The organism is Mesorhizobium sp. WSM4983, assembly GCF_029625765.1.
In the GTDB taxonomy this organism is placed as follows: Bacteria; Pseudomonadota; Alphaproteobacteria; order Rhizobiales; family Rhizobiaceae; genus Mesorhizobium.
Genome location: NZ_JARTVM010000004.1, coordinates 167,646 through 184,757, shown reverse-complemented (window position 1 = coordinate 184,757; position 17,112 = coordinate 167,646). Strand labels below are relative to the sequence as shown.

Annotated in this window: 19 protein-coding genes; 6 read left to right on the top strand and 13 right to left on the bottom strand. The window is 64.3% G+C overall.

What is annotated here, in order from left to right; genetic code table 11:
* Nucleotides 1-51 precede the first annotated feature (51 nt).
* The 4 genes from P9254_RS14855 to P9254_RS14840 form a co-directional block, all read right to left on the bottom strand.
* Nucleotides 52-990: a hypothetical protein gene (locus P9254_RS14855; protein WP_164896086.1), complete on the bottom strand. Its 939-nt coding sequence runs from the start codon at nt 988-990 to the stop codon at nt 52-54.
* Nucleotides 991-1,420: 430 nt separating this feature from the next.
* Nucleotides 1,421-1,831, bottom strand: a complete 411-nt coding sequence (locus tag P9254_RS14850) for a TadE/TadG family type IV pilus assembly protein (protein WP_278056746.1) — start codon at nt 1,829-1,831, stop codon at nt 1,421-1,423.
* Entirely contained in the window at nt 1,821-2,273 is a 453-nt protein-coding gene (locus P9254_RS14845) for a TadE/TadG family type IV pilus assembly protein (RefSeq protein WP_278056744.1), read from the bottom strand. Before P9254_RS14845 ends, P9254_RS14850 begins: the two co-directional genes overlap by 11 nt.
* A 5-nt stretch (nt 2,274-2,278) precedes the next feature.
* Nucleotides 2,279-3,514, bottom strand: a complete 1,236-nt coding sequence (locus P9254_RS14840) for a pilus assembly protein TadG-related protein (protein ID WP_127240499.1) — start codon at nt 3,512-3,514, stop codon at nt 2,279-2,281.
* Between the two features lie 280 nt (nt 3,515-3,794).
* Here P9254_RS14840 and P9254_RS14835 point away from each other — a divergent pair, with 280 nt between their 5' ends.
* A complete protein-coding gene (locus P9254_RS14835) occupies nt 3,795-5,012 on the top strand; it encodes a TadE/TadG family type IV pilus assembly protein (RefSeq protein ID WP_278056739.1) in 1,218 nt (405 codons plus the stop codon).
* Between the two features lie 23 nt (nt 5,013-5,035).
* Here P9254_RS14835 and P9254_RS14830 read toward each other — a convergent pair whose 3' ends face one another.
* Nucleotides 5,036-5,272: a hypothetical protein gene (locus P9254_RS14830; protein WP_067001071.1), complete on the bottom strand. Its 237-nt coding sequence runs from the start codon at nt 5,270-5,272 to the stop codon at nt 5,036-5,038.
* Between the two features lie 483 nt (nt 5,273-5,755).
* Between P9254_RS14830 and P9254_RS14825 the strand changes: the two genes are divergently transcribed.
* A complete protein-coding gene (locus P9254_RS14825) occupies nt 5,756-6,040 on the top strand; it encodes a hypothetical protein (protein WP_067001023.1) in 285 nt (94 codons plus the stop codon).
* A gap of 127 nt (nt 6,041-6,167) precedes the next feature.
* On the opposite strand, the gene P9254_RS14820 is transcribed toward P9254_RS14825, so the two are convergent.
* Complete coding sequence (locus P9254_RS14820; RefSeq protein ID WP_278056736.1) at nt 6,168-6,359, bottom strand: hypothetical protein; 192 nt, start codon at nt 6,357-6,359, stop codon at nt 6,168-6,170.
* Between the two features lie 422 nt (nt 6,360-6,781).
* On the opposite strand from P9254_RS14820, the gene P9254_RS14815 reads away from it, so the two are divergent.
* Nucleotides 6,782-7,162 carry a cupin domain-containing protein gene (locus P9254_RS14815; RefSeq protein ID WP_278056734.1) on the top strand — a complete coding sequence of 127 codons (381 nt, stop codon included), beginning with the start codon at nt 6,782-6,784 and terminating at the stop codon, nt 7,160-7,162.
* Nucleotides 7,163-7,558: 396 nt separating this feature from the next.
* Nucleotides 7,559-8,821, top strand: coding sequence for a DNA polymerase IV (gene dinB, locus P9254_RS14810; protein ID WP_127403184.1), 1,263 nt, complete (start codon nt 7,559-7,561; stop codon nt 8,819-8,821).
* Between the two features lie 235 nt (nt 8,822-9,056).
* Here dinB and P9254_RS14805 read toward each other — a convergent pair whose 3' ends face one another.
* The 7 genes from P9254_RS14805 to P9254_RS14775 form a co-directional block, all read right to left on the bottom strand.
* Nucleotides 9,057-9,941 carry an aldose 1-epimerase gene (locus tag P9254_RS14805; RefSeq protein WP_278056732.1) on the bottom strand — a complete coding sequence of 295 codons (885 nt, stop codon included), beginning with the start codon at nt 9,939-9,941 and terminating at the stop codon, nt 9,057-9,059.
* Nucleotides 9,928-10,686: an SDR family oxidoreductase gene (locus tag P9254_RS14800; RefSeq protein ID WP_278056731.1), complete on the bottom strand. Its 759-nt coding sequence runs from the start codon at nt 10,684-10,686 to the stop codon at nt 9,928-9,930. The genes P9254_RS14805 and P9254_RS14800 overlap by 14 nt, the downstream gene beginning before the upstream one ends.
* A 10-nt stretch (nt 10,687-10,696) precedes the next feature.
* On the bottom strand, nt 10,697-11,428 hold the full coding sequence (locus tag P9254_RS14795) for an ATP-binding cassette domain-containing protein (RefSeq protein WP_278056730.1): 732 nt from the start codon (nt 11,426-11,428) through the stop codon (nt 10,697-10,699).
* A 3-nt stretch (nt 11,429-11,431) separates the two neighbouring features.
* Nucleotides 11,432-12,409 carry an ABC transporter permease gene (locus P9254_RS14790; protein WP_278056728.1) on the bottom strand — a complete coding sequence of 326 codons (978 nt, stop codon included), beginning with the start codon at nt 12,407-12,409 and terminating at the stop codon, nt 11,432-11,434.
* Between the two features lie 156 nt (nt 12,410-12,565).
* Nucleotides 12,566-13,543: a sugar ABC transporter substrate-binding protein gene (locus P9254_RS14785; protein WP_278056727.1), complete on the bottom strand. Its 978-nt coding sequence runs from the start codon at nt 13,541-13,543 to the stop codon at nt 12,566-12,568.
* Nucleotides 13,544-13,582: 39 nt separating this feature from the next.
* Nucleotides 13,583-14,785, bottom strand: coding sequence for a mandelate racemase/muconate lactonizing enzyme family protein (locus P9254_RS14780; RefSeq protein WP_278056726.1), 1,203 nt, complete (start codon nt 14,783-14,785; stop codon nt 13,583-13,585).
* Nucleotides 14,785-15,504: a FadR/GntR family transcriptional regulator gene (locus P9254_RS14775; RefSeq protein WP_095778886.1), complete on the bottom strand. Its 720-nt coding sequence runs from the start codon at nt 15,502-15,504 to the stop codon at nt 14,785-14,787. Before P9254_RS14775 ends, P9254_RS14780 begins: the two co-directional genes overlap by 1 nt.
* 105 nt (nt 15,505-15,609) lie before the next feature.
* Here P9254_RS14775 and P9254_RS14770 point away from each other — a divergent pair, with 105 nt between their 5' ends.
* Together P9254_RS14770 and P9254_RS14765 are read left to right on the top strand one after the other, a co-directional pair.
* Nucleotides 15,610-16,509, top strand: a complete 900-nt coding sequence (locus tag P9254_RS14770) for an SMP-30/gluconolactonase/LRE family protein (protein WP_278056725.1) — start codon at nt 15,610-15,612, stop codon at nt 16,507-16,509.
* A 113-nt stretch (nt 16,510-16,622) separates the two neighbouring features.
* Nucleotides 16,623-17,066: an SRPBCC family protein gene (locus P9254_RS14765; RefSeq protein ID WP_278056723.1), complete on the top strand. Its 444-nt coding sequence runs from the start codon at nt 16,623-16,625 to the stop codon at nt 17,064-17,066.
* The last annotated feature ends 46 nt before the right edge of the window (nt 17,067-17,112 follow it).

Here is a 17,112-nt window from a genome sequence, read left to right as displayed (position 1 = left end):
CGCCCCGGCGGCATGCATGCACTCCACTGCGGCAGCTTCGCCGCGTGTGCCTTATGGCGTGGACGTCGCCGCGGCCGCCTGGTCGATCTTGTCGGCCAGCACGTCCTTGGCCCAGTCCGTCACCTCCTGATCGACCGGCTTGTTGGCCATGTCCTGCAGGGCGGCGTCGAGCGTGGCGTCATCGGGGGCAGGGTTAGCGGTCACCGCGGCCTGGGCATCCGTGACCGCCTGGGTGTCAGCGGCGATCGCGGCGTTCTGGGCGTCGATCTGCGCCTGAACGTCGGCAACCTGCGCATCGAAAGCCGCCTTTTCCTCGGCCGTCATGTTGGTCGTGTCTGTTGCATTGAGGTCGGCGAGCTGTTGGGTGAGCGTGCCGAGCTGGGCCTGGTCGGCGGCCAGCTTCGCGTTTGCCGCGTCAAGCTTGGCCTGCGCGTTCTGGGCTACGGCGGCCTGGGTCACATAAGCCTGAATGCCCGCGAACTTCTTGCTCTTGGAATTCATGTAGGCATTGATGTTGCGCTGGAGCGAGTTCAGCCGGCCGAGCTTGGCATGGATGTTCTTCTCCTTCGGGGTGGCGGCCGTAGTGGTATCGTCCGTCGTGTCGTCATCGGTTGCATCGTCGACCTGCGACTTGGCGGCCTTTGCCGATGCCGACTTGCCGTGCGAGGCGCCGCTGTTGCTGCTTTGGCCCTTGCCGCCGCCGTTGCCGCCGCCGTTGCCATTACCGCCGCCATTGCCGTTACCGCCGCCATTGCCGTTGCCGCCGCCATGGCTGCCGCCATTGCCGTTGCCACCGCCATTGCCGCCGGCTCCGGCGAGTGCGGGAGCAGCCGCGAGCGCCAGAATGGCAAGCGAAGCCAAAAGTGTTTTCCGGATTGTCATCATGTTTCTCCGCAGGTGAATCGCCACCAATGCCCAACCGCTAGATCGCGTCATATGAGATTTCCCTAACGGCTTGGAGTAACTTTTAAACAAATTCGGTGGCGGCAAGAGAGTATCCCGAGAAGCAGCTCCGGAAATCCTGCTGAACACCTGTTAACTTGCTGAAATTATTGCGTAAATAAATGGGCTAAGGCCAGGTCCGCCCTCTGGAACAATGAAGGCCCACCTCCCGTCGGACCATGGGCCCAACGCTATGCGGCCAGCGTCCGTCGAGGAGTACAAGACGCCTGTTTATAAAGGCGATTTTCGGACGTGCGCGGCATCGTTTCGGGCAACCCGCGGGAGCGGTGATGCCACCAGCGCTTGGGGCGCGCTACCGAGGTGTTCTTATCCCGCTTTGCGGCCAATCCCAGATATATACTTATATATTCTTCCTCGGCATGCCCTGAAGCGTGTCGCAATCTTTCGGCCCACACAGCTTGTTAAGCTTAGCCCTGGCTTTGACCCGAAACGAAGTCCCACTTTGGGGAGACGTGCTTCAGCTGTTGATCAGCGGCACGGTGACAGTGGTCGAGTAATTGATCGGAAAATCGCTGAAATAGGGAAAGTTGATGACGAAGGCATAGCTGGCGCTGACATGCGCCATCTTGAAGCCGCCGCTCGGCGGGTCGGTGGTGATCGTAACTGTCACGTTCTGCAAGCCGAGCGCCTGTAGTTTCTGCGTCGCGATCGTCTGGATCTGAGCCTGGGTCAGCGTCCTGTCGAGCTGCAGGGAGCGCGCCGAGGCTTCGAGCGCATAGCGCACGCTGGACTCGTTGTTCATCGACCAGCCGAAGGCGAAGATGCCGAACAGAAGCATGATCAGGAAAGGCACGATCAGCGCGAACTCGATCGCGGCGCCGCCAGAGGCGTTGCTGGCAAACAGCCTGGTTTTTTGCTTAGCGGACACGGACCACCTGCTGATGGCTGAGCGCGCTATTGCCCGGGAAGACGCCGAAGGTGAAAGGCGGAGTCCAGGTGCCCGACGCCTGTATGTAGATGTAGATCGATGGAATGCTCGATCCGGCGCACGGAGTGGAGCTTGACGCGACCTCCGTTGCCCCGCACATATATTTGCGGCTCACGATTACCGCCGCATCGTCGGGCTTCTTTTCCCAGCTCGCGAGCGCAATGCTCTGGATGGTCTGGGTAGCGCTCTCGTCGGTGGCGCCGGCCAGCACAAGATTGGCTGCCGTCTTCACGCCGGCCCGCATCGCGAGCGAGTTGGTGACGTAGGACCAACCGTCGGCAACGCCGAAGAGAACGGCAACCAGCACCGGCAGCACAAGCGCGAACTCCACCGCTGCCGCGCCGCACCGGTTTTTGTGGAAGCGGATCGCCAGCGGCACCATGATTGCTACTCGACGAGCCGCACGGATGGGGCGGCCGGGATGCCCCCCATGCCGTAGGCCGTGCAGTCCTGGTTGATGGTCGAATTTCCGGACCATTGAACTGTGTCGGCCACGACCTGGGTGCAGCCGTTCTGGCCCGAGAAATTGCCGAGATAGTTGACCTGCTGCCTTGGGAAGTAGATGGCGCCGGTCAGAAGCGAGTTCGCTGTACCGTTGAAGGTGCTCTGCGCCGCGGTGCCCGTCCTGTCGCCGTAGAACAGCACGCCGGAATAAGGGCCAGAGGTTTGCGCGCTCAGCGTCACCGTGGCGTTGCCGTTCATACTGACGGTGCTGCTGCCGGCCATATAGATGGTCACGCCGTTGCCCTGGATGATGGCGTTGGCGTTTATCTTGAGATTGCCCTGGAGGACATACACGCCGGGAGAAAGCGTTACGTTGCCGCTGAGGCTCAGGTTGTTGCAGTAAGTCCCGGGACTCAGCACCGTCTTGTTGCCGTTCTGGCATTGGTTGCTGACGGCGGGTGCCGGCAGGTTGGCAAAGGGGTCGGATGCCGGCAGGGCCTGGGTGATCGGGGCCTTGCAGTTCACGGGGTCAGTTGTCACCGGATTGTTCAGCACCATGCCGCCGACCGAGATCAGGCAATCGGCCTGGAGCCCCGCCGATCCCTGCACCTTGATGGCGTCGTTGGCGATCGAATTCGACATGACCGAGCAGCCCTTGAGCTTGACGCTTGTGCTGCCGGAAAAGAGCGCCGCCTGGCCAGCCGACTTGCTGAGCGCCAGCACGCAGGCATTGGAGCCTTCGGTGATGAGCGCCACCGCCCTCGCCTTCTCCGACACCTTGCCCTGCGTGAAGATCTGGGTGAACAGCCGGTCCAACTGTTGGGTCAGGATCACCTCGACAGCTTTCTTGGCGGTGTTCGGCCCCGAGGTCGGCGGGTCATTGACGACGACGGTTGCTGCGGCCAATGCGTTCGAGGCGACCGACTGCGTCGCGGCCGCCACGATCGTGGGCTTGTCGGATCCGGCGACTTTCTCCAACGCGGCGGCATAGGCGGCCGCATCCGCCCCCGCCTGTAGTTTCAGGCTCGAATAGTACCAGTAGGACGTCTCGACGCCGAGCCCAGCCCCGCCGACGACGATCGGCAGGGTGAGCGCGAAGATCGTCGCAACATTGCCGCTCTCGCCGCGTCGCAGGCGGCGGGAGACGAACTGTCTGAAAATCCGACCGAATGTGTTCATGGCCGAGCGCGCCCAAGCTATCCCAGCCACCACGTTCAACACCCGGCGATAAACGAATGGCTAATTTTTTTCCTCGACTTGCGATTTTCAGACCCTTGTATGCATATTTACCGTCCTGCGCGGCCGCGACTCAGACTTAGGTCCCACTCTATATAGGACGTTAGGTCAAGCTGCGGATAAATCAGCGATTTTAGCTTTTGCTGCATTTTATCTTTTTCGGAAATCGGTCGTAGAGACGGCTGGAGTAGTGTCTCTGCCGTTTCCGGCGAGGGGTGCTGCCATGATCAGACGGTTCTGGGCTTCGACGCGCGGCAATTTCGCGCTGGCGACCGCAATCGCCATGGTGCCGCTGATGCTTGTCGTGGCCGGCGCCGTCGATGTGGCCGGCACGAGCGACGACGCGGCGCAACTGCAGAACTCGCTGGACGCAGCCGGGCTGGCGGTGGGCACGAAATACCAACCGACCATGTCGGCCGGCGATGTGCGCCAGCTCGGCCTGACTTTCTTCTCAGCCAATCTGAGCGTCGCCGATGCCGGCGAATATTCGGGCAGCGTCGGGGCCTTCCAGGCAGCGGCCAGCGGCGATCCGAGCGGCTACACCATCGCCCTGTCGTCGAGCATCAGCCGTGCGGCTTTCATCAGCGGCGCGCCGGCCTGGCAGGCGACCCGCTCCGCCTCCGTCGAGGTCAAACCCGGGGCGCAAGCGTGCGTTCTGGCGCTCGATCCGCATGTCGGCTCCGCCGTCAACCTGCAGGGCTCGACCAATGTCGCGATGAACGGCTGCGTGATCGCCGCAAACTCGGACGCGGCCGACGCCATCGACCGCGGCGGCTCGGCCCTGCTCAGCGCGGCATGCGTCTCGACGGTCGGCTCGACCTCGGGGATAACGCCGCCCAACGCAACACTCTCGTGCGACGCACCGCTCGAAAACCAGTACGCATCGTTCGACCCGTTGGCCAATGTCACCCCGCCCGCTTACGGCATGTGCCAATCGATGCCGAACGGCAAGACGGTCACGCTTTCGCCCGGCACCTATTGCGACAAGACCTGGTCAGGAAAGATCACGCTTAATCCGGGCGTCTACATCCTGCGCAATGTCACCATAAAGCCCGGCGGCAACGGTAGCCTCACCGGCCAGGGCGTGACGATCTTCCTGATGGAAGGCTCGCAGCTCTACATCAATGCCAATGAGCAGGTGAACCTCTCGCCGCCGACCAGTGGCCCCTATGCGGGCATCACTATCTTCCAGGCCAAGGGCAACACCTCGGCGCTGACGATCAACGGCGGATCCGGCTCGGTGGTCAGCGGCTTCATCTATGCCCCCGACGCGGCGATCTCCTATGCCGGCAATTCGGACATGAACGCGCAGGGCAATTGCCTGCGGCTGGTCGGCAATACCGTAGGCATGACCGGAAACTCGGCGGTGAAATCGGACTGCGCGGCCGAGCTCGGCAATCGCGAGATGTATGCCGGCAGGATGATCACCCTGGTGAAATAGCGCCGCTCTGCCTCAAGGGGAAATCAGTACTCGCCGACGATATCGGCGCCGGGCTGTTCGTCGAACAACACCGCGCAGCCGCGCTGCAGCGCCACCTGGCTCAACGCGTTCGCCGCCGCTTCATCGGACGAGACGAAGTCACCGGTCAAGACGCGCAGTTCCTCGACGGCTCTCGACATTGAAACAAGGCGCCCAGCCGCGCCATCGCTGGCGCAGGCGTCGACGACGCAGAGAAGATCGATCAGTTCGAAGCTGTCCATGGCGGCCTCCGCCCACAGGATCCCTTCGCGGAAGTCAACGGCGTGACAGGCGGCCGGGTTCCGCTCGGAGTGGTGCATCATGATTTGGCGACAGCCTGGGCGGCCCGCGCTGAGATCGAGCGAAGCGGCAGGCAGGGCTTAAAAGTACGTCGCGCACGCCTGTGGTCGTTTGGATCGACCGGCAAAAGCGCGGCGAACAGGTTCGCGAATCTCGGCAGACTGCGGGATTGTGGGAGTTGCCCGCCACATCGCAGGAAATGGCGGGCAACTCCACTTTCAAACCGCCGATGAAGGGACGTTACTCGACGGTTGTGCCACAATGAGTTGTGGGCCTACTTGTTTCCAGAAATCGCCCATTCGGACCTCTGCGCTCAAAGGTGCGGCCTCAGGTCCCGCCTGACAAGGGACCGTGGCCCGAAAGCAGGAACATTCCAGCTTTGGCGCCGTTGCCACGACATCCCAATCGGCAAAGGAGAGGAAACCATGGCCGACAGACCTACAGTTGTAAACACCAGTGGCGGGGGCGGCGCCGGCACAGCAGTGGCGATCGTTCTTGCCATCATCGCGATCGTGGCCCTGCTGTTCTTTACCGGCATCATCAATGTCGGTGGCCGCACCGGCGGTGGCGGATCGACGGATGTCAATGTGAAGCTCGATGCGCCGAAGGTCGAGGCGCCCAAGGTGGAGACGCCTGCGGCACCGTCGACGACGCCGGCACCCGCACCGGCCGCACCGGCTCCGGCCCCGGCTCCGGCCAACGGCGGCTGATCCGCCTGACGCAACCGGCAGGCCGGCTGCGCGTTTATCGAATGGCTACTCCAGCTTCGGCCCGCGCATTCCTCTGGAAGGCGCGGGCCCTTTTTCTCTCGGGCCCTCTTTTCTTGGGCAGGTCCGCTCAGTCATCCAAATCCATCGGCCGATGGCCCGGCCTTTGATGCCAGACGACCTGGCGGAAATCCGTCAGTTCGACGACTTGATCGCAGGTCGGACAGATATAGTTGTCGCAGCACTGGCGAAGCGCCGGCGGAGTGCGGCGCCCTGCCCCGACCGGCGGACGGGTTTCCGTTTTCCCTACCTGATGAAGCATGATTCCTCCCAGTTTTTCTGATTTTTCGAGTATCGCCTTCCATCCGGCTTGGCCTCGCCTATGGCGGTTTCGATGGGCGCGGTGAGCGCGCGCCCGCGAGCGGAAATGAATATGGACTATCGCGGACGGGGCCTGGCTTTGCCGCCGCACTATTGGCGAAATTCACTTGCCGAGGGTTCACAGGATTCTCCCCAAGGAGCGAGAAACGGGGTGGCCCCTCAACCACCGTCGTGCCAGGCGCAAGGAACAGCAAAACACCGGCAGAGCGTGCTTGCAATAGGGCCTGCGCGGCAAAATCGATTTCGCGCCACGCCCGGCAATTACATTAGCAATCATTCATCGAAAGTCGTATCAATCCAGCAGCGGTCGCCGACGATCGCGCGTCAGGCCCCGCTTGCAATCCTTGGAAATGGGAGGATGCCATGGCCGAAGCTGCAATGAAGGTCACCAACCTCGCATCCAAGTCGCATAACAATCCCGACGAGGTTCGCTCGCCCGCCAAGACCCGGGTCGAAGTGGTGCGGCTGCCGGGCTACACGCTCGGGCGGCTCAACATGGAGCCGGGCTGGAGATGGTCCGAATGCGTGAAGCCGGTGGTCAAGACCGACAGCTGCCAGGTCTCGCATGTCGGCTATGTCGTGTCCGGAACGATCACCATACGCATGGACGACGGGACGCAGAAGACCTTCGAGGCCGGCACCTCCTATACAATCCCGCCCGGGCATGACGCCTGGGTAGAAGGCAATGAGCCGTTCCAATGCATCGAGGTGCTGAGCGCCGAGCAATACGCCAAGCCGGTCTAGGGGCTGTCGGCCAAGGGACAGCCGATCCCCCATGGGGACGATCAGAGCGGGCGCTGTCCCGCCATCGTCTCAGAACCTGGATCTCCGGCTCGGCCGCACTTCGTCATCCTGGTGTTCGCGCGTCGCTCGGCTCCTGACTTCGTCTAGCATGACGCAGTTTTGGGCCGCGATCCTTCGCGCCCCTCCCTGGTCTCGCGGTCAACCCGTCAAAGGGGAGCACACCGGCGCAACCGGTCAAAGCCCTTGGTTGTGACGGGTTGCACATGTTCTCATCCCCAGCTTGCCGCTTGACAGGAAACTCCTTTTGTTCTCTTTATGTTCACACGCATTACCGCTTACAACAGTTGCTGCTAATGCTGCGATGCCGCAAAGCGGATGGATGGAGCCGGGAGCGCGATGGCCGCCACGAACGCCGCTTCGGCCGCTACGATCCTGCATGCCGATCTCGACGCCTTCTACGCCTCGGTCGAGCAACTGCTCGACCCGTCGCTGCGCGGCAAGCCGATCGCAGTCGGCGGCGGCGTAGTGCTTGCCGCCTCCTATGAGGCGAAGATTTTTGGCGTGCGCGGCGGCATGCCCGGCCGCAGGGCGCGCGAGCTCTGTCCGCAGCTCATCTTCGTCGGCGGCCGCTTCGGCGAATACCAGCGTCTCGGCGACGCCGCGATCAAGGTGCTCGACGATTTCACGCCGCTGGTCGAGCGCATCTCGATCGACGAGGCTTTCGCCGATGTCGCCGGCTGCACGCATCTGTTCGGACCGCCGGACGAAATTGCGCGAACCATCCGCCGCCGCGTGAAGAGCGAGCTCGGCCTGCCGATCTCGATCGGGGTGGCACGGACGAAGCATCTCGCCAAGATCGCCTCGCAGGTGGCCAAGCCCGACGGGCTGGTGGTGGTCGAGCCTGGCACCGAGCTTTCCTTTCTGCACGATTTGCCGGTGTCGCTGATGTGGGGCGTCGGTCCGGCAACCAAAGCGCGGCTCGCCGAGATCGGCGTCGAGACCATCGGGCAATTGGCGCGCACGCATAGCGGCGCGCTGGAGCGGCTGATCGGCCATGCCGCCGGCCAGAAGCTCGCGGCCCTTGCCTGGAACCGCGACCCGCGCCGGCTGGAGACGCATCGCCGCGCGCATTCGGCCGGCGCGCAGTCGGCGCTGGGCCGCAAACCGGCGCTGCCGCGCGTCTTCGTGCCGACGCTCCTACATCTTGCCGACCGCGTTGCCAGCCGCCTGCGCGCCAAGGACCGGCCCGGCCGCACGGTGACGGTGCGCGTGCGCTTTGCCGACATGCGCGCGGTCACGCGCTCGGTGACGCTGGAGCAGCCGATCCAGGCGACGACCATGCTCGCTGACGTCGCGGAAGAGCTGGTCAGAGGCGTGCTCGCCGCTCACCCGGGCGAACGGGAAATCTCGCTGCTGGCGATCTCGGTCTCGCATCTGGAAGAGCATGCCGAGCTGCAGCTCGAACTGCCGCTCGGCCTGGCGGACGAGAAGCTGAAGCCCGGCAGCCGCAAAGGCCTCGCCCGCTTCGGCGCCGACCGCGCCATAGACAAGATCCGCCAGCGCTTCGGCAAGCAGGCCGTCGGCTACGGCACCGTCGCGCTGCAAGCAGCGCGCTCGGTGCCGGATGAATTCAGGGAGCTGGCGGAGAAGGAGCTGTGAGGGAGGTGCTTCGGCATCTGCTCTGCGGCGCTGGAGATTGGCGAAAGCCGACGCGCCGTCCGATCTCCCCCTTGTGGGGAGATGTCGCCGAAGGCGACAGAGGGCGTCGCCGCGCGTGAAACGCCGGCGTCGTCGGCGACGAAGACAATGCTGGCGATCTATGTGAGACGACCCTCTCTGGCCTGCCGGCCATCTCCCCCTCAAGGGTTGAGATCACGCGCTCGGTCGGCTGCCCTCAACCCGCCACCGCCCAGTCCAGCCGCATCGCCGCGCTCATCGTTTGCCCATCTTCAAGCACCGTCAGCCCTTCGCCGTGATGCGCATCGACCGGGTGCGACACCGGCTCGAAGCAGAAGAAGTCGGCGTCGGATGACGGGGAATAGAGGATATAGACGCCAAGCTCCGGCGAGGCGGTGAGCGTGACCCCGATCCCCTCCTCGAGCTGCGTGATCGAGGCGCGACGATTCCAGCCGTCGAAGGCGTTGTTGACCCAGTCCCACGGCAGCGGGATGGAGCGCGAGAAATCCCAGGCCGGGCGCTCGCTCACCGGCACGACGCCGACCGGCAAATGGCGCTCGTCCTCCAGCCAGACACGCCCGGCCTTGGCCTCGAGCAGGGTTGTGTCGCCGCGCAGGAACCACGGATGGAAACCGAGGCCGTAAGGCAGGCGCATGCCGGCGCGGTTCTCCACCGTCAGCCGCGCCTCCAGCGCGCCGTCCCGCAGCGCATAGGTCACGGTAGCAGCATAGCGGTAAGGACCGATCGCGCCCTCGTCGAGCACCAGCTCCGCCTCGGTGTCCGTGCGGCGGGCAAGCCGCCACGGTTTCTGGAAACCGTCGCCGTGGATCGGAAAGGCTTCGCCCGGAACGTTCGGCGCGACCGCGTGGAAGCGGCCGTCGAAAGTGAAGCCGCCGCCGGAGATGCGGTTCGACCACGGCACCAGGAGTTGGCAGCCGGACGTGCCGGTGCCATCGCCCGGCTTCAGCAGCGGAACCGGCGCGCTGCCGATCACCAGCGCGTCATAGCGCGCGATCGCCGCGCCCTTCTCAGGCGCCAGGACCAGCCTCGCCTGCCCGTCGTTCAGCTCGACCGCGCCGGCCATATCCTCACCAGCCGCCATCGATGGCGATGTTCTGGCCGCTGATCATGTCGGAGGCGGGTGAGACGAGGAACAGCACGAGGTCGGCGATGTTCTCAGGCTCGATGCGCGTCTTGAGGCTTTGGTTCTCGAGGATCCAGTCATTGTACTGCTTCAACCGGTCGCCGAAGACGCGCGCCTCCGCCTCCGAGACCACCGCGCCGGGCGACACGGCGTTGACGCGGATGCCATGCAGCCCGAGCTCGCGCGCCAGCGATTTGGTGAGACCGAGCATGGCGCCCTTCGAGGCGACATAGGGCACGTAGCCGTCCCAGCGGCCGTTGAGCGTGATCGAGCAGAAGTTGACGATCTTGCCGTAGCCCCTCGCCTTCATGCCCGGCGCGCAGGCCCGCGCCAGCGCAAAGGCGGCCGAGGAGTTGACGCGGATCTGATCCTCATATTCGGCCAGCGAGAACTGCTCGAACGGCCGGTTGATGATCAGCGCCGCGTTGTTGATCAGGATATCGATCCCACCTTCCTTCGCCGCCAGCGCGGCAACGGCCGCTTCCGCCTCGGCCAGCCGGTTGAGATCGCAGCCGACGAAGGCGATATCGCCCCCGGCGGCCTGCCCGGCAAGTCCCGCCACCGTCTGCTCGGCATCGCCGATGTCGGGGCGGTCGAGCACCAGCACGCGCGCGCCGGCCCGCGCCAGCGTCACCGCCTGGGCCCGGCCGAGCGAGCCGAGGCCGCCCGTCAGCAACACTTTACGACCAGCGAGCGCCTTCATTGCCTAACCCTCACAGGACAGAATGGACCTCGTCGATCGAGGTGTCGCCGATGCGCTTGTCCAGCACGATCTCGCCGCGCGCCATCGCGACGATGCGGTCGCAGCACTCGAAGACGTGGTGCATGTTGTGACTGATGAAGACGCCCGTCACTCCCTGTTCCTTGAGGCCGCGCACGAAGCCGATCACCTTGTTGGTCTCCTTGACCGAGAGGTGATTGGTCGGCTCGTCGAGGATCATCACCTTCGACTTGAAGTGCATGGCGCGCGCGATCGCGACGCCCTGGCGCTGGCCTCCGGAGAGCTCGCCGACGAGCGCATCGGGGGAGCGCAGATGCAGGTCGACATTGGCGATGGCGCGCACGCTTTCCTCGGCCATCTTCTTCTGGTCGAGGATGCCTACGCCGAGGATCGAGAACCGGATCGGCTCACGGCCGATGAACAGGTTGCGGGCGATCGACATGGTGGGGACCATGGAATTGTACTGGTAGATGGTCTCAATGCCGAGATCCATCGCGTCGCGCGGCGTCGCGATGCTGACCTCCCTGCCCTCGACCTTGATCTCGCCCTGGTCGGCCCGATGGACGCCGGACAGGATGTTGATCAAGGTCGACTTGCCGGCGCCGTTGTCGCCGACCAGGCCGAGCGCCTCGCCGCGCTTGAAGTCGAGCGTGACGCCTTTGAGGGCATGCACGCCGGAATACCATTTGTGCAGATCGCGCACAGAGATGATGGCATCGCTCACGGCTCAGCCCTCCATCTTGATGGCCTTGGCGCGCTTGCGCATCCAGGCATTGGCGACGACGGCAAAGATGGTCAGGAAGCCGATGGCGAATTTGAACCAGTTGGCGTCGACATGGCTGAGCACAAGGCCGTTGTCGATGACGCGGATGAGCGTCGTGCCGATGATGCCGCCCATGACGGTGCCGATGCCGCCGGCGAGCGAGGCGCCGCCGATGACGGCGGATGCCACCGCCTGCAGCTCCATCCCCTCGCCGATCGAAGGCAGCGGCGACCCCAGCCGCAGCACCTGCAGCATGCCGGCGAAGCCCGAGAGCACCGAGCACAGCATGAAGCAGACGATCTTGACCCTGGCCGTCGGGATGCCCATCGCGGCGGCGGCCGGCAGGAAGCCGCCGGTAGCCTTGATCCAGTTGCCGAAATTGGTGCGCGACAGCATCAGCGAGGTCAGCACCGCGACCGCCACGAACCACAGAAACGACATGCGGAACATGTTGCCCGGCCCGACGAAGGAGGTGAACAGCCAAGTCGGCAGGTCGGCGGGCAACAGCGGCGGAAAGCCGCCGGAAATGACAACGGTGAGCGATCGCGCCATGAACAGCATGCCGAGCGTGGTGATGAAGCTCGGGATGGCGAAGCGGATGGTGACGTAACCGTTGATGAAGCCGATGGCCGCCGAGGCGAGCAGCCCGGCGAGCAGCGCCAGCGGGAACGGCCAGCCCTGCACCATCAGCACCGCCATCGTCATCGGCATCAGCGCGAAGACCGAACCGACCGACAGGTCGAACTCGCCGCTGATCATCAGGATGGTAACGCCGATGGCGACGAGGCCGGCCTCCGGCAGGATGCCGAGGATGCCGCGCAGATTGTCCTGGTTCAGGAACACGCCGTGGGAGCGGACCTGGAACAGGACGATGAGCAGCACCAGGAGGATCAGCCCGGCCAGTTCCGGCTTCTCGAGATAGGTCTTGAACAGGCGCTTCAATGAAAGGCTCCGGTGCGGTGATTGTGAAAGGTACTGTGGCGCCGCGTTCCTTCACACCCCCCTTTGTCCTGCCGGACGGTCCGGCAGGACAAGGGGGTGATGTCCCGCCAGCATTTCGGTGACGGGCGTCTCGGCCAATCTCAAAGGCATGCGACCTCAGCGCATACCCTGCGCGGACAGCGCCATGATCGCATCGGCGTCCTTCTGGCGCACGATGCCCTGCCCCGTGTCGATGTCGGAAGGCGCAAGACCGAGCTTCTTGTTGAGATAGACTTCCATCACCGGCATGAAGCCCTGCATGTAGGGCTGCTGGTCGACCAGCGCCTGGACATAGCCCTTCTGCATCTGCTGCAGCACTTCCGGCACGAGATCGAAGCCGCCGAGCAGGACCTTGCCCGGCGCGAGCCCGCGATCGGCCAGCACGCGCGCCACACCGGCGCACCAGAAGCCGGTGTCGAAATAGGCGGTGGTGTCGGGATGCGCGTTGAGATAGGCGCCGACACGGTCGGAAGTGATGGCGAGATCGGTGCCGCTGTCGATGCGCTCCCACGAAAGGTCGCGGTCCTTATGAGCGGCCTTGTACTCCTCGAGAAACTGCATGACGCCGGCGCCGCGGGTTTCCGACCAGTTCTGGCCCGGCGCCGAGATGCCGACCAGCACCTTGATCGGACCATCCTTCGGGAAGCTCTCGGAAATCGCCTTGGCGAGCGAGTATCCGGCTGGCTTGAAGCCCTGGCCGATGAAGGCCTGGCGCGCATTGCCCTTGGCGCCTTCGGTGTCGTCGACGTTGACGGCGATCACCACCACGCCGGCGTCGCGGGCCTCCTTGATGACATCGTCGAAGGCATGGTCGTCGACGATGGAGGTGAGCAGCGCGTCGGGCTTGGCGGCAAGGGCCGCGCGCATGTTCGCGACCTGCTGCTCGATCGATCCCTCGGTCTGGGTGAAGACCATGTTGCAGTTGGCCTCGACCTTGGCGCAGCCATCATCGAAACCTTTCTTCACCGCCTGCCAGAATGTGTTGGAGGCCGACGAATGATGGGTAAAGACGATGTTGAGCCCGTCGGCTTTGGCGGCCGATTGCCCGCCGATAAGGGCGGCGCCGAGCAGAAGCATTGCTGTCAGTTTTCTCATGTTTGTTCCTCCCTATGGATCTTAGATGTGCGCCTTGGGCTAAATGTCCGTCTGGTTGCTGACGCGGCGGTGGACGGTGTAGGCCTTGCCAAGATCGGGACTGAGCGCCAGCCCGAGCCCAGGCCCCGGCGGCACGGTGATCATGCCGTCTTTCACCTCGGGCAGCGCCGTCACCAAGTCGCGGTACCAGGTGCGGTAGAAGGCGCGCACGCTTTCCTGGACGAGCGCGTTGGGCGCGTTGAGCGACAAATGGGTGGACGCTGCGAGCACGACCGGACCGGTGCAGTCGTGCGGCGCCACCGGCAGCCGCCAAGCCTCGGCCATCGAAGCGATCTTGCGCGCCTCCGACAGACCGCCGCACCAGGAGATGTCGAGCATGACGATCCCGGCCGCTCCGGTCTCCAGAAGATCGCGGAAAGCCCAGCGGCTGCCCAGCGTCTCGGAGGCCGAGATCGGCGCCGGACTGGCGGCGGCGTAACGCCTCAAATCGCCGAGGCTGTCCATGCGGATCGGGTCCTCGTGCCAATAGGTGGCGTAGGGCCTGAGCGCCTCGGCGATCCTCATCGCCGGCAGGAGCTGCCACATCGAATGGAACTCGACCATGATGTCGATCTTGTCGCCGACGGCTTTGCGAATCTTTTCAAAAGGCTCGAGCGCCGCCTTCAAGTCGGCCGCCGAGATGTCGTTGCCGCGCGTCTTCTCCGCCGCGTGGTCGAACGGCCAGATCTTCATTGCGGTGATGCCGTCGGAGAGCAATTCCTCGGCCAGCTCGCCGGCGCGGGTGAGGAAGGCGTTGAGATCGTCGTAATCGCGCCCGGCGCCGATGCCGTAATTGGCCGTCGTCTGGCCCTTGGCGTCCTTGATGTACTCGGTGCCGGCGCAGGTGTTGTAAGTGCGGATCGAGCGACGGCTGAAACCGCCGAGCAGCTGCGCGACCGGCTGGCCAGTGGCCTTGCCGAAAATGTCCCACAGCGCGATGTCGAAGGCGGAGTTGCCGCGCACCTCGGCGCCGCTGGAGCGGAAGCCGAGATAGCCGACGAGATCGGCGGCCAAAAGATCGATCTCCAGCGGATCGCGGCCGATCACCCTGGGCGCCACATATTCGTGCAGATATTCCTCGACGGAGCGCGATAGATAAAACGTCTCGCCGAGTCCGGTGATGCCCTCGTCGGTATGAACCTCGACCCAGAGCAGGTTGGGCCGTTCCTCGATGCGGACGGTCTCGATGGCGCGGATCTTCATCAGGCTATCCCCGCGTCGATCAGCGCCTTGACGCTCTTGTCGAAATGCTCGGCCATATGCTCGGCCGCAAGCCGCGGATCGCCCTTGAGGATGGCGTCGGCGATGTCCTCATGGCCCTTGATCATCTTGAGCTGGTCCTCGTCGGAGGAACGGGTTCGCCAGCCGATGACCCAGGTGCGCCGCGTCACGCCGCTGAAGGCGGTGACGATCAGCGAAAAGACCGGATTGTGCGAGGCCGCCGCGATCGCCTCGTGGAAGGCGATGTCATGCTCCATGACGGTCTCGGGGCTCTTGCAACTCTCGCGCATCAGCCGGGCCGACTGGGCGATCGCCGCGGCTTCCGCGTTGGTGCGGCGCAGCGCGGCCAGCGCCACGGTGCGCATCTCGATGGTGCGCCTGACGTCATAGACCTGCTGCACGCTGATCTGCTGGGTGGTGATGCCATGCTCGATCACCATCGACATGGCGCCGGTGTCGAGCTTGGCGACGGTGGCGCGGCGCCCGGCGCTCATGTCGATCAGCCGCATCGCCGACAGCGAGCGGAAGGCCTCTCGCACGACCGTTCGGGAAACGTTGAGCTGGCGCGTCATGGCGGCCTCGCTGGGCAGCGGATCGCCGGGCGCCAGGCCTTCCGAGCGGATGTGCTGGGTTATCGCCTGAATCGCCGTGCTGACCAGGCCAGGACTCGGTTCATCCGGTGGGTCCGTCTGCTCTTGCATGCGTTTCCTCAACACCTGTATGACAGGTTGATGTTGAATTGCTCATATTTCGGCTTAAAGATATATGTCAAGCTGATTTTCTGACACCCTGCCCCGAGGCGCCCCATGCACGAGAAGCAAGCCGGCCTGATCTTCGATGCGCGCGACGTGGTCGGCGAAAGCCTGGTGTGGGACGAGCGCCGCGAAAGGCTGGTTTGGGTCGACATCATCGGCCGCAGGATCCATCGGCTGGATCCGCTGAGCGGCGCGCATGAAAGCTGGCAGACGCCCGATCTCGTGACCTCGGTCGGCCTGCGCAACGACGGCGGCGCGATCGTCGGGTTGCGCAAGGAGATCGCGCTATGGGACTTCGATGGGCCGTTCCGGACGCTCGCGACGATCGAGGACGACAGGCCGGGAACGCGGCTCAACGAGGGCGTGGTGGCGCCGGACGGTTCGTTCTGGGTTGGAACGATGGCCAACAACATCGGCCCGGACGACGCGCCGGTGCCCATCGCCAGCGATGAAGGTCGGCTCTACCGGGTCGGCCGGGAGGGCAATGTGACGCCGCTCAGCGAAGACCGGTTCGGCATCACCAACACGATGGTGTGGCTGCCCGACGGACGCTTCGTCACCGCCGACACGACGAAGAACGCGCTCTACAGCTATGACTGGGACAAGAAGGCGGGACGGCTCGGCCGGGCGCTCCCCTTCTTCACCGGCTTCGAGCGCGGCCTGCCGGACGGCTCCTGCCTTGACGCAGAGGGCTATATCTGGAACTGCCGGGTGGTTGGCGGAAGCTGCCTCGCCCGCATCGCGCCCGACGGCAGGCTGGACCGGATCGCCGAATTGCCCTGCAGCTGGCCGACGAGCTGCGCCTTCGGCGGCCCCGGCCTCGACACGCTGTTCGTCACCTCGGCGCGCTTCACCATGAGCGCCGAGCATCTCGACGCCAACCCCTTCGAAGGCGGCCTGTTCGCGCTCAGGCCCGGCGTGCGCGGCGTGCAAGGCAACCGGTTCGGATAATCTCCCCATCGAGAGATCGGCAGCAGCGATCAAAAAACTTCTCCATCGATGTCGGACTGGCCAATCACCGTTCGTCATAGGAGCATAGACCGGCAATCAACAGGAGACACGATATGCCCAGCACTGTCCGCCTGCACCGCGTGCTCGCCACCAAACCTGAAAAAGTCTATCGCGCTTTCATCGAGGCGGACGCGCTGGCGAAATGGCTGCCGCCGAACGGCTTCACCTGCACGGTCCATCACTTGGATGCAAAGGCCGGCGGCAACTTCAAAATGTCGTTCCGCAACTTCACCACGGGCGAAAGCCATGCCTTCGGCGGCGACTATGTCGAGCTCCTTCCGGGTGAACTCGTGCGCTACACCGACAAGTTCGACGATCCCAACCTGCCCGGCGAGATGCAGGTGACGGTGACGTTGAAGAAAGTCTCGGTCGGCACGGAGATGGAGATCACCCAGGCCGGCATTCCGGACGCCATCCCCGCCGAGGCCTGCTATCTCGGCTGGCAGGAGTCGCTCAAGAACCTGGCAAGGCTCGTCGAGCCCGAGATTAATCAGTAAAGATCGATCGCAAGGTCTATGCGGCCGGCCGCGACGAAGCGGCCGG